Origin of the sequence: Streptomyces sp. GESEQ-35 (assembly GCF_017948485.1) — a bacterium.
Classification (GTDB): Bacteria; Actinomycetota; Actinomycetes; order Streptomycetales; family Streptomycetaceae; genus Streptomyces.
This window is the reverse complement of record NZ_JAFFSX010000025.1, coordinates 124,962-139,195: the sequence shown is the minus strand read 5'-3', so window position 1 is coordinate 139,195 and position 14,234 is coordinate 124,962. Positions and strand designations below refer to the sequence as shown.

At 69.8% G+C, this 14,234-nt stretch carries 1 protein-coding gene (only partly in view); it reads left to right on the top strand.

All coding sequences use genetic code 11. The annotated features are described in order from the left end of the window. Nucleotides 1-14,234 carry the 3' portion of a lonely Cys domain-containing protein gene (locus KCH87_RS50230; protein ID WP_210592168.1) on the top strand. Its footprint begins 29,479 nt before the window's first position, so only the last 14,234 of its 43,713 coding nucleotides appear in the window; its start codon lies off the left edge, out of view; it ends in the stop codon at nucleotides 14,232-14,234.

Genomic DNA, 14,234 nt, shown 5'->3' with positions numbered 1-14,234 from the left:
GCACCGAGGACCCATTGCCCACCAACCGCGGTGCCGTGGCCATAATGAGTCCTGCCGAAGCGGCAGAGCTGGTGTCGGCGGTCCGTGGTACGGCCGCGGAGCTGGGGTCGGCGGTCCGTGCCGAGCTCCGTCGAATAGGCGAGTCCCGTGGTACGTGGGTAGCTCCCCCGGCTGACAGTACTGTTGCGGCGAGGGAACGGGACCTGGGCCCTTCGTTTCGGGGTGCGGGGCTCGATGTCCGGGCCAAGGCCATCGCACAGGGCTGGATCGTCAAGCAAAGCGGCACGGGAAATGAGTCTCGTTCCAGGGTGCAGGGGTCCGGCGCAGATTCCGCGACTCTCTCCCCTGCCGAGACGAAAGCACTGTGGTCTGCGGTTCTAGCCGAACTCACCGACCGTGGCTGGGGGGAGAAACCCCGCCCGGATCTCAGGTTTATTGCGGCGAAGCACGGGAAACTGGAGGCTTCGGTTCGGGGTGCGGGGTTCGATGTCCGGGCCAAGGCCATCGCACATGAGTGGAGCATCAAGGGCTACGACGATCCTTCTACCGACGAGGCGCGGGACCTGGGGAAGGCGGTCCGAGCCAAACTCCGCGATGGTGGCTGGGAGGGCAAGTTCCCGCAAACCATTTATGTGGTGGCAGAGCATACGAAGCTGGACGCCTCTGTTCGGGGCAAGGAGCTCGGAGTCCGGGCCGCGGTCATCGCGCAGGACTGGGGTGCCGCCCAAGCCAGCAGGGGGCGCGGCTGGTTCAAGGGCAGCGGCGTGCAGGTTCAGCAGGATCCGCCGGGCGGTCCGGCCGGGCCGCCGAGGCAGGTCCTCACCAGTCCGGTGGACGCCGCGCCGGAAGGCTCCGGTAGCCGCGGACCGGACGAAGGGCCGGACGGAACGTCCACGACGCCGAGCGGCGTGGTCGTCCGCGCGCCCGGTGGCGTGGAGGGGCAGCGGGATGCGGGTGCGTCGGGTTCGGCGGCGGGGACGTCCTTGGCGGGCCGGCCGGGCCAGCGCGATGCTGATGGTGACGTCGGTATGGCGGAGGCCGGCTCCGGAGACGGGGCGCCCGGCGGTTCGCCGGCTGCCGGGAACGGATCGCCCATGGGACGCGGCGAGGGCGCTGCCGTTGGTGGTCCGGGGGCGGAGTCCGGCGCGGCTACCGTGCAGCCGTCCGCCGGTGCGGGGGAGGAACTGCGGTCGGCGTTTAGCGCTGAACTCACCGCATGCGGCTGGGAGAGCGGTCCTCCGGGCACCGCTGCTGTTGCGGCGAGGCACGGGCTTCTGCCGGCGGGCGCTTCGAGTCTGGATCTCGGCACCAGGGCCAAGTTCATGGCACGGGCTCATGTACTGGAGGAGCTCGAAGCGGGTCGTGACGGATTCGGTTCCTCGGCACAGCACACCAGCGCAGCCGCCAGTGGGCTGTCCGCCGATGAGCAGCAGGAGCTGTGGCTGGCGGCTCGCGCCGACCTCACCGACAGCCGCTGGCTGGGCGGATACCCGCTGCTCAACACCGTAATGGACATGCACAGGCGGCTGCCTCATGCAATTCGGGGCCAGGCTCTTGGCGTCCAGGCAAAGTTCGTTGCGCATTCCTGTATGGCCCGCGATCTCACCGGAAAGCAACACAGGCGGAGGCTGGAAGGGCGAGGGAGCGGCGTCAAGGTCAATGACGGGGAGCTGCAGCTGTTGTGGGCCGTCGATGCTGAACTCACCGGCAAGAGGTGGCTGGGCGAGTACCCGTATCTGAAAACCGTGCTGGACTCGGATCGGGATCTGCGGGATCCGGTGCGACGCCAGGGCCGAGACATCCGGGCCAAGTTCATCGCACGGGCCTGGATGTTCGACAAGATCTTCGCGAACCGTGATGTGCTGACGACTTCGGGTCGCCGAATAGCCGCGTTCGCCCCCGCCATTTCCGTCGATGCGCAGGAATTGCGGTCGGCGGTGTTCGAGGAACTCGCCGGAATGCGTTGGACGAGCAATCACCCGGTCATCGGGGAGGTGACGAGGAGGCGTGAACTACTGGGGATGGTGATTCGCAGCCGCCCTCTTGGTGTCCAGGCCATGGTCATCGCATGGCACTATGTGATCGATAAATTGGATCAGGGTATTGATGGGTTCGGGCCCGGCGATGAGGGGCCTGGGCAGGCCCCGGAGCGTCCGTCGGCCGGGCCGCAGCCGCCCCCGCCGTCGGCCGCCGGGCCCGAGCGGGACGGGGGCAGGCGGGTGCGGCCGGCGGGCGAGAGGGCCTCGGGGCCCGCCACGGCTGCCGCGTCGGATACGGACACGCGCGTGCTGACGTCGCGGCGGTCCGCTCCGGGGCGGGCGTTCTCCTCGTCCAGCCAGCCGACGCCGGGGCTGGGGGCTTCCGAGTCCGGGGGTCCCGGGCTCCCGGTCCGCCCGGTCACCGAGCCGGTGAGCGCCGCACCGCTGGCGGCGCTGCCGAAGTCGACGCCGATTCCGGTCGCGCGGCAGGGAGCCAGGGGCGCGCAGCGTACCGAAGCCGTAGGAGGGCTGGCGGCCAAGGTGGCCAGGGCGGGGCTGCGGAACCGAGGGCTGGGAGTCTCGCTGCCGACCATCGCCTTCGCCGGATACGGCGCGGACGAGACATCGGGCCGGAAGATCGCGGAGGAACTGCGCGACGAGTTCCTCACCAGCTTGGAGAAGGAGCTGACGGGCCTTCAGCGAGGTGTGCCCGAGGGGCAGCAGCGGCTGACGAGGGCAGCGTTCAACACCCGGCAGCTCGGCCAGGTGCAGGGGGACACCAGGCCGCGGGCGGCCGTCCTGCTCGGCGGCGCCACGGACGCCAAAGCCGTCGAAACCCTCGATGCGCTGCGGAGGAAGGACCGACGGCTGGACGGCAAGCCGCTGGACGTGGAGGCCCTGGCCCGGAAGGTTCTCCATCTGAGGCCCTTCGACATGGTGCGGGCCCCGCAACTGAAGACGTTCTTCTCGCTGGTCGAGCGGGCGGTGGCGGCCGGGCGGGCGCGGAGCATCGCGGAGCTGGCAGCCTTCGAGCTGGAGCAGCGGGGCCTGCTGGCGGCCGACCGGCAGCGGTACTTCACGCGGAATGGCGCCCGCCTCCCCGGGCTGAACTGGCTCCACGAGAGGGTCGTGGAGCTGGACCACACGCGCAGTTTCACGCGCACGGTGAGCGCGAACGGCTCCGAGGAGCGGCGTGAGGCAGAAACCCCTGGGTGGAGGGGGTACCGGAAGCCCTATGTGGTAGCGGCCGAGGGGCGGCACGACAGGGTGTGGGTGCGCCTGCCCGACGGGTCGAAACAGTTGGTCGGCATCGAGGAGTTCGTTGAGCTGGTGGCGGCCGATGTGGCGCGTCAGCAGCTGCCCGACGGGACTCCGATCGTGCTGGCCATTCCGTTCGCCGGTGACCGACTGCTGGACCTGCCCCGGCTGCTCGCCGACCGGACCGGGATGACTGTGTGGGCACACAGCGGCGAGGTGGAGCTGGGCAAGGAATCCGGCACGTTCACCGTGGATGTTGTGCACCGGCACGGGAAGCGTCAGGGCGACTGGATCCCCAATCCGCCCGGTAAGGGGCGCGATCCACGGTACGGCGACGAGCTGGCCGATTTCCGCGACGTGCAGACCCGGGCCACCATCAGCGCGACGACCGGCAAGCAGACCGGCCGGAGCTGGTATGACGACGAGGAAATGGCCGAAGTCTGGGAGGACCGTCTCCGCCACGCGGACACCATCGAGACCTTCGTGCACATGCATCCCGTCACCGAAAGGATGTCGGGCGAATTGCGCCTGCCGGCTCCCGGGAAGGAGAGCGACGGATACAGGAACAGCGGCCACGGATCGAACAAGGGGAGTACGCTGCGTCGGTCCGACGGCTCCAAGAAGCGGGTGTCCGACGAGGAGGACTACCGGCGCTTCTACCGACGCAAGAGCGTGACCGAGAACCCCAGAACCTGGCTCATCACGGACGAGTGCGAGCTGTCCGAATATCCGGACTCTGCGATACCGGTCGTCGACATCTTGGGCGCGACAGCGGAAGCATTTGTTCCGGATCCGCTCGCGGTGGTTCCGAAGCTGCAGATCATCGCGAATGCGACCCGCCTTCATGTGAGGGGCGCCAACCGCAAGCAAGGCATATGGAAACTTGAGGACGGCAGATACGTCCGGTTCCTGCACACGGACCTCTGGGGCAGGCCCGGTCGGTGGATCATCTGTGCCCCGGAGCCCGATGACGCGGAGCTGGACCGGTTGGCTGCCGAGCTGGGGTGGCATGCCGACGCGGAGGAGGTGACGCAGGAGGAGATCCGGGTTCGGATGCTGCGCGCGGTGCGGGCACTGCGGTTGGTCTTCGGCTGGAACGTGGACAATGCGCGGGACTTTCTGGACCTGCTGCGGGGAGTCGTGGCGCTCGATCACATGTGGCACGCGGACGGCCGGTTCGAGGACGTGGGTCTGTTCACCATGGACCTGTTCCGGCGAGTCGTGGCGGCGCGGTCGGAGGACGGCCCCGACGCGGACCAGGCCGCGTACCGCGCGGTACTGACCGAGGCGAGGGCGCAGCGGCCCGGTACGCGGCTTTCCGACTTCGTCAGGCTCCCCGCCGTGGACGCGGCAGCTGAGTGGGCCCGGCTGGCGGACCTGGACGACGAAGTGGCCGAAGCGCTCGGCCGGACGCGGAACGAGGTATGGGAGTCCCAGCGATCGCGGGTGTTCTGGGCGCGGGTGAAGGCCGAGGAGACGCTGCCCGACTGGAAAACCGAGCCGGACGAGCTTTTCGTGCAAGCGCTCCGTCTCGACGCGGGCGTTCAGCCGGACGACGGGCTGCGTGAGGAGCTGCGCGCGGCCTACACCGCGGCCTTCGCGGCCGGCTGGCCCGCCGCGGACCCCGACGTGGTGGCCGCGCACGGCTGGGCGACGTCGGAGGACACACTCGGCAACGACACGCTGGTGGAGACGGTCGGGAAGGGGAGCAAGCCCAGTGAGGGGCGGTACTTCGGGCCGCCCGGGTCGAAGCGCTCCACGGTCGATCTGTCCCGGATCCGTACCCCCGAAGGGCTGAAGGACGCGCCGTGGGCGGGCGAGACGACCGTCAATGGTGAGAAGCCCACGCCGTTCCTGGTGGCGGGGGCCGCGGTGGACCGTGACGATCCCGACATCATCACGATCTTCGTGGGCGAGACCCAGCATCGGATGGGCATAGGCGCGTTCATCGAAATGCTGGCCGCCGACCGCGCTCTGATCGAACATCCCAGAGACGCCGATGTGGTGATGTCCGTCGACGGGTTCGAGAGGATCGACCCGGCGATGAGAGACATCATCCGTGAGCGATTCGCCCGGCCGGTGCACTTCACCTCGCTGCCCGCGGACCTGTCCGGCGTGAACGAGCGCGGGCAGCACGTGCTCACCCTGCTGCCCGGCCCGGCGGGAGCCCCTGCGCCGACGGTCGCCGCCTGGCAGAAGATGGAACCCGAGTACCTCTACGCCGACGGGGAGTACCCCCTTTCCGTACCCCCTCCCGTGCGCAGCTCGGCCCCGACCCCGACCCCGACCCCGACCCTGACCCTGACCCCGACCCCGACCCCGACTCCGACCCCGACGCCGCCCTCGACGCCGGCTGGGGCTCCCGCGACGGCGGCCTCTTCGCCCGCGCGCTCGGCCCGGCAGGGCGGCCGTCGTGCGGCGGCGCCGACGGGAGCTTCCGTAAGCGCCGAGTCCGCACCGCGCGGGGCTGGTGGCCGTGCGGCCCCTGCGGGCCCCCAGGGCCGGCGGCAGCCCCCAGGTGGAGCCGACCGGCCCCACCACGCGCCCTACCCCGACGGCTCCCTGCTCCCTGACGGCGCCGTGAGTATGCCGGGGCAGCAAGCCGGGCACGGAGAGGCCGCGTCCGCTCCCGGGCCTGTTCCGGTGGTGCGTGAGGTGCGTGGTGAGGGCGGACGGATCGCGGCCGTGGGGTTGTTCGACGAGGGGGACTGGGAGGCGCGGCGAGGGGCGTATGCCCGGTTGGGCGAGGTGTCGGAGTTTGTCTGGTGGGAGCGGGGTGCGGGCGGGGAACGGGTGGCGTCGCGTCGGGTGCTGCCGGGTGGGGGAGGCCCGGGTGGAACGGTGTTCTTCGCCTCGCACGACAGGGACGCGGGACCGGGGCTGGCCGAGGGGTCGCCCGCGGTGCGGGTGTTGAAGAGGGCCATCGAGGGCGGGGCCTCGTCCGTCTCGTCGCTGGGGTGTGCGCTGGGCAGTGGGGCGGAGAGCGTGGAGAGGGCGCGTGAGAGAGCCAAGTTGATCGCGGATACGACGGGTGTGACGGCGCATGTGGCGGTGGGCCGGGCCGCGGTGACGCCGGGGCGTGCGGGCGGTCCGCCGCGGGTGCATCTGCTGGAGGACGAGCAGGGGCGTGCCACGTATTTCGTGACGGAGTATCCGCCGGGGCAAGACCGGCCGCAGAAGGCCCGGGACGCAGAGAAGTCCGCCGACGCCGGGCGAGCGGACGAGACGTATCCGGATACCCGGTTGGTGAATGACGGTGCGGCATTCGATGAGGCGAAGTACCGGGCGGATCGGGCGGTGCTGTTGGCGCGGATGTCGAAGTTCGACGCGATGCGGAAACCGGAGTTCACGGCGGCGCTGGACCGGGTGCTGGAGGCCATTCGCATCGATGGCGTGGGGGGTGGTCAGGGGGCTGTTGAGGAAGCGCTGGATGCCTTCATGGCGATCGTGGAGTCGGAGCGGATGCTTCAGGTGCGTTTCGACTGGTGGGCGGAGAATCAGCACCGGTTGAGTTTCGACGAGAAGAAGGAAGCGGCGGCCGAACGGGAGACGGCCCGTGGGTGGGTGTGGTCGAAGATCTCGCCGTTCCTGCCGACGGAGGCGGCGCGGGAGGGCGATGGTATTGCGCTTGAGGCGACGGTGTTGGGGAGTTGCTTCAACGGGTTGAATTTCGGTCATGGGGTGTGGTCGGGATCTCCGAATCTGATGGCGTTGTGGACGAGGATGTCGATGGGGTTCGTGGTGAGCCTGCACGGCCTGGTGAGCGGCATGATCCTGACCGGTGTGGTGCGGGAAAGCGTGCTGTCGAAGGAAGAGATGGTGCACCTGGACAAGGCGATTCGCGAGGGGCGGGTGAGCGGGCTCAAGTTCTATCGGTACACGATCGATATGCAGGACGGGAAGCCGCGTCCGCGGCAGGCGTCGCTGTATTCGATCCATTCGAGGGATTCGTTCAACGCGAAGATTCCGCTGGCTCCTGTGGAGGACGAGGGCTGGCGGAAACTGCAGACCGAGATCAACACGCGGGGCAATGACGAGCTCAAGAAGATGATGGTCGAAGAGGGTTACTGGGCGCTTCCGGTGCGGCAGGGCACATTGGCTTCCTCGGGCTCGGGCTCGGGCGGGAAGGGGCCTGCGTCGCCCGAACCGATTGCGCCGCAGGCTCGGCAGGACTCCTCGAGTTCGGCCATGAGCGCAGAAGAACTGTTCGCCTCGCCCGAGATGATGACCCCGCAGCTGACGGAGTCTCCGAAGGAACTGCGTGCTCCGGGCCGGCTGGGGTACTTCGCCGAGCCAGGCCGGCGGCGCCCGGGCCCGCTGATACGGCGCGATGCGTCGCACCGGCTTTCCGTGATCCCCGAACCGGTCCCCGCAGCGGAGAGCGCGCTCGGGGACACCACGCCCGAGGGCACCGCGTCCGCATCCGCGGTCGGCTACCGGCGCACCGGGTCCCATACGGCCGAACTCGACGGCTATGTCTACACGCTGCGCGAGCTCGGGGAGCACGAGTGGGACGTCGATCTCCTTCACGCCGCGCTCCGGAACGCGGCGCCCGCGTTGCTTGATGCTGTGGGGGCCGACACCGCTCACGGCTTCCGCCGGATCGTCGCCCGCGGCGTCGTCGAAGACGACCTGTCGTCGGTGACGGCGCCGGAACTTGACGAGCGCCGGGGCCTCTCGACGGGCCTGCTGCGATCGATCGGCGCCGACGCGAACCTCACCGCCGCGGAGAGCATCCAGGGGGAGCTGGTCCCGCTGGCCCCCGCCGACGCCCGGCTGATTCCGCTGGACCGACTCCGGGTGGTGATCGCCGAACCGTTCGACGGGGAAGAGGGAAGCCGGATTCCGCTGGCTGCGCTGGTGGCGATGGCCAGTCGCGCGCTCGGCGCGCGGATCGCCCTGGTGGATCCCCAGGGTGAGGTGGCGTCGTACGGCGTGTCCTCCGGGGAAGCCCGGCCTGTTCTCCTGGTACGAGACGAGGACGGCGATCGCGTCGGGATGCCGGACGATCCCGACGGTGCTTCGGAGGAAGCGCCTGAACCAGGCGTGCAGCCCTCCGATGAGGAGGAGGACGCGGACGCGGGCGACGGCACCGACGACACGGAAGGCGTCACCGACGACACGGAAGGCGTCACCGACGACGACACAACCGAGAGCCGCGACCCATCGATCTCCCGGGGCAAGCGGGCTGCCGCCGCGGGTGACTCCTCCCGGTCGGCCTCCCAGACCGGGTGGGACGGTTCGTTCACCGATTCCGACTCCGACACGGCCTCCGCGTACATCGAAGGCGACTACAGCGAAAGCGAGTTGAGCCACTACAGCGACTCCGAGTTCGAGTCCGACTCTGATGACGACTCGTCGGACGAGCCCGCCGGCTACCCCGCACCGCGTCTGGCTGGTAGGCCGCTGCTGAGGGCCGAACTGACAAATGACCGGGGAGAAACGGAGACCGTGTCGGTCGGGCGGAATCTCACGAGCCAGGCGGTGATCCGGGTGGCGGCAGGCCGACAGTGCCACTATGAGATCCGCGACGGCGTGCCGCGGATAACGGACTACCGTCCCGCGCCATGGGGAGAGTTGGCGTACATCCTGGCCGTCGATATCGACGAGCACGGCGATCTGTTGGACAGCGACGGCCGACCCATGGACCTCCCGAGCCTGGTGCAACGGGTCGCCGCCGACGACGTGCTGGCCGAACTGGACGCCCGCGCCGGCCGCAAAGTTCCGGTGGTGCTGGTCCTGCCGTTCGGGGCCTCCGGCTTCTACTCACCTGCGCAGATCCATGCCGACCAGCTGGACCGTACGGTCTGGGCGCACACCCGGGACGGGCGGCTGGTGGAGGACGACAACGGCGTACACGTCCCGGCCACCCTCGACGAGGACCCGGACCTCCCGTACGGCGACTGGGCCCGGGTCGAGCCGAGACTCGAGAGCCACCGTCCCCCCGCAGATCCCTGGTTCACCGCACTCGACGGCACCCGGTTTCGGGCGAGTCAGGTGGACACCCGGCTTGTCGTCGCGCCCGACGGTGAGCCGTTCGGCCGTGAGTCGACTGATGGAATACACGAAGACCGCCACGGAGAGCAGCAGTTGCGTGGCTATCGGCACCGCACGGAGACCGACCACTTCACGATAACCACCCGCGATGGCCGGGAGTTGCTCTACCGCGAGACGCACCCCTCGCCGCCGGCCGTGCTCGTCTTCTCCGCGCACGGCACTGCTGGGGAGGTGTTGCCGGCCATCCGGATCGGGGGGAAGACCAAGGAGAAGGCTCTCCGCGCCAAGGAGGGCGCACGGTTCGTGGCCAGCCTGCCCGAATTCGCGGAGGCACGGGCGAAGCTGGCGCGGGGCGAACTGCCGCCGGGCTTCAAGGTGCGCTTCCCGGTCTGCTATGGCGCCACGGCTCACCACGACTACGAAACACTGGAGCCGACGCCGCACGGCCCGCCAGGGGTGCGGCCAGTGGACGATCCGCTGGACACGGTGTCGTTCGTGCAGCACTTCATCAACGTGACCGGGCTGCCCGCCGAAGCCAGCACCCTCACGGCGTACATCACCGGCAAGGTCTACCACTCACCCGATGGCCGCGGCGGTGTCGTCACCCCCAGACGAGAGCCAACGCGGGAGGAACTGGCCCAGTTGGCGCGGCGCGCGGGGCTGCATCGGGGGACCGGCCGGGTGCCGCCCACCGTGCTGAAGCGGACCCTGCGGCTGGTACGCGCGCTGCGCGCGGTGTTCGGCGAGGACGTCGAGGACGACCCCGGAACCTACGACGAACTACTCATCGGTATCGGCGCGTTGGAGCGCCTGCGCGCCAACGACGACGACCTGAACCGCCTCACCCCGTTCCGTATGGAAATGTGGAACCTACTGGCCCGGCAGATGGAGGGGGGCGATCCGGACCGCGACCCGGAGAAGGCCGCGTACCGGCAGGTCCTGGCCGCCGCCCGGGAGCAGGTGGCCGCCGACCCGGATGCCGGCCTCTCCACCAATCCCGGCCCACGGCTGGGTGCGGGCGGCATGGCCCGCCTGCTGGTGGACGCCATCGTCGTGCTTGACGGGCTTGGCGACAGCCTGGTCCGTACGATTTTGGCTATCAAGGACGACAGTGTCCGGGTGCGCCGCGCGCAGCGCGCCCGCGTGCTGTGGGCCATGGCCGGTGCTGGTCAGGCACTTTCCGAGCTGTCCGGGGACGAGGCCGAGGTGCTGGCGCGCCGGGTGCTGCACAGGGCCTTCGACGGTCCTGATGAGGAGGCACACCGGCGCCGGGCCCTGCGTGAACTGATGACGAGGGCCCTCGCCGCCCGCTGGGACGTGCGGGACGACGACGCGCTCGGCGCCTTCGACCTCCGGACCCGCGGTGCCTTCGACGAGTCGCTCCGCATCGGTACGCCGGACGAACCGCAGGGCATCAACTGGGGCGGTGAGCGGCTTTCGCACGGAGTGGAGACGAGCCGACTTTGGGTCGACCCGGCCGATGGTTCGGTCCCGCAACAGAAACGGCCTCCGTGGCGTAAGGCCAAGTCCCGGCGCGAATACGTCGTGACCCTTGATCGGGACGCACGTCCGGGCCGGCTCCTCATGCACCTCCCGGGCGGCAAGGTACATGCGACGGAAGGCGAGATCCTGGCGCTGCTGCGGGCCAACCCGGAGTGGAAGGCCGTGACCAGGAGGGACTTGGGAGTATCGGTGGTCGTCCTGGTCGCCGGTCGAGGCGGCGGGACCATGCTCGGAATGCAGCGGTTCTCGGACTACAGCGGGTGCGACACCCACCTCTGGACGGGCCGGGCGAAGCTACGCCGGAGCTCCCCTCCGGGCTCGGCGCACAGGATCGTGCTGTTGCCCAAGCCCGGCGCGACGGCGGGGCGCTTCAAGCGCACCACCTGGACGCCTCCCGCGGTATTCGAACCTTCCGCCGCCGCCACCGCCTCCGCCACCGCCACCGCCTCCGCCTCCGTAGAGGCGGCTTCCTCCCGCGTACGGGAGCACGACTCCTCCCGCGACGCGAGCCGGCGCCCGGCACCCACGAGCGCGGTGTCGGCGTTCGCGCAGGGCGGGGCGGAGGCGTTCTTCGGACAGCGGGCTGTTGCCCCGGGAGCGCAGGACGGTTCGTCTCCGGACGGTTCCGGCACGCTGCCGCCCGGGGGCACGCATGCCTACGTCCTTCCCGAGCCCGTGCTGACTGCTGCGCCCCCCGCGGGCACGCTCGCGCCGCCCGCTGCGGGGGGTCCCCTTGCCGTCCCCGGTCCCCTGGCGCGTCCTCGTGTGGATCCCACGACGCATCCGCTGCTGTCGGCCCATACGTCGGTGACGGGTCCGACGTCCGGCTGGCAGGGGCGTAGCTGGCTGGCGGACACTCAGGTGAAGCATGTTCTGCCGGGGAAGATGCGCCGGTTCCTGAGCGAGAACGGCCGACTCCGGCAGGCGGCGAGCGTCCCGGGCATGGCGATCTCGTGGCCGGACTCGGCGATCGTGGTCGCGGCGGCGAAGGCCGACCGCCGTGGGCTGCTGCTGGGCGGCCGGACGCTGAACGGGCGCCGACTGCCGGTTCGGCTGGAGGACCTGCCCGACCTGGCACGTCTGCCCCGGGACCGGAAGACCGGTTTCCGGATCATGGACCCGACCGCCCTGGCCGATGTGCTGAGGGCCGACCCGTCCCTGGCCAAGCAGCCCAAGGACATGCCCGTGGTGTTGGCGATCCCGCACGCGGGTGTGCTGAACATGGAGTACGCACGGGCGGTCGCCGACGCTCTGGGCAGGCGGGTGTGGATTCCCACCAGCGACTGGGGGCTGCACCCCGACGGGACTGGCCAAGGGCATCTCCTCGGGCTGGTCGACCCCGAAGGGGACGCGCCAGTCGGAGGCTGGGTGCCGATCGACCCGAGGCCGGACCGGAGGCGGCCAACACCGCTGCGGCTGAAGAGTCTTGGCAGTGGTTTCGAGTTCTGGGACACAGACCTCGACCGCAGGCCCTGGGTGGATGACGATCCCAAGTGGTCCGGCACCTCGTTCATGCGGGACAGCGACATGGGGCGGAATCGGGAGGCGTGGGGCCGGATGCTGGCGGCCTACACCATGCTGTACCACTTCGCGACGAGTGGCGAGAATGGGCGTCGCTCCGTGATCACCAGTCAATTGGTCGATTTCCTCCCCAGGCTGTTCGCCCTCAACGTCCACGCGTTCGCGGGCGGAGCCCAGTTCTCCACCTATGGCGGACAGACCGTGCGGCTGGCTGTCCGGGAAGCCGGCCACGTGCTCGGCACCCTGCCCGAGGTGGCCGACCAGCCGCCGGATGTCTGGCTCTATCTCAACGGCTGCTTCGGTGCCAAGCCGGGCGACCCCATGTGGCGGATCCGCAACAGTCTGCCGGTGCCGACTGTCAACGATCCCCTGAGGGAACTGCCACTCGGGCAGTGGGTGGCCGACGTCAGTAGGCGGTGGGTCGTCGCGAACACCTCGTTCGCCGGTACCGGGGACGGCTACCTCCAGGCGGAAGCCACCGCTGCCGGCCGACTGGGACAGATCGTCCTGTTCAAGCCGGCGCCGGAGCGGCACGAGTTGGCGGAGCTAGCACGAAAGGCGGATCTGTACAGCGGCCACGGTCCCGTACCGGAGGAGATCCTGGAGACGACGCTGGTACTGGTGCACGCACTGCGGCAGCAATTCTCGCCCGTCGTGGAGGACGATCCGGTTGACCACGTAAAGAAGCTGCGCGGGATCGCGGCGCTGGAGAGGATGCGCGCCAACGACTCACAACTCGCCTCCATCACCCCTTTCCGGTTGGACTTGTGGACGTACATCGCTCGTGTGGTCGCCGGCCCTGCAGCCCCACTGACGTTGGACCACTATCTGGCCGCTCTCGAAAAGGGCCAGCGGCAACTGGACGCCAAGCCGGACATCAAGCTGACCCAGGCGTTCCCCGACCCGGCGATCCAGGCGGTCCTCACGCGATGGCAGGGCGGCTCCGTCGACCACCAGGCCCGCAAGGTACTCGGGCTGCCGATTCCGTCCGCCGCTCCGTCGGGCGTGATGGGTCTCGCACAGTCTTTCAAGACCAAGCTCGGCCTGGCGACCAGCCCTCCGCCGCCGAGCGCGGCGGACATCGCGCGAGCCTTCTGGGCCGCCGCCCGGACCGAACAAGAACTGCGCGGGCAGCCGCAGAGCGCACCCCAGGCGTCCGGCCCCGCCCAGCTTCACCTCGATGTGAAGCTGTCCCCGGAGGAGTTGCGGGAGAAGCTGGCGGAACTGATGTCCCAGACCGATGCGGCGGGCCGGGTGAGCCGAACCGGCTACGAGTACCCCGCGTTCGACCTGGAGCGGCGTGGCGCGTTCGAGCAACTGTGGAGGGCGCCGGACGGCGCGGGCCATGGGTACGGTTGGGGAGGCATCCCGTTGCCCCAGGGCATCGACATGACGCAAGTCTTCTGGGAGGAGCAGCGGCCCGGAGGCGGAACCGTCGTCCGGGCGGAAGCCGCGCCGTGGCTGAGGAAGGACCAAAGCGGCAAGGCGCTGCCCGTCTACGGGATCGACCTGGAGGTACAGAGCAACGGCCGCCGGGTGATGCACCTGCCCGGCGCCGCCGTCCCAGTGGCCCTTGGCGAGTTCTGCGAACTGCTGCGGAACGCGCCCCTGGAGCAGGAACTTGAGCCCCAGGCGCGGATCGTGTTCCTGATCTCCGGCTTGGGAGGATCGGCCTTCCGTCTGGTGCAGCAGCACAGCAACTACACCGCTCGGACCGGATGGGCTTTCACCGGTGTTATCCGTCTCCGTGAGAACCCCGGCAACCCGCGGGGGCCGCGGCAGATCCTGCTGCTTCCCGAAGCCGACACCGGAAACCCGGGCGTCTGGAAGGGCACGAACTGGCAGGTTCCGAAAACGGCGCCGCCACAACCGCCTCGGCTGCCCGCCCACGTTCGCAGGCAGCCGGGCACTCCGAGCCCGGGCGGGGCCGGACCGTCAGGCAGCGGCACCGGGGGCAGCACGCCGAATGTGCCCTGA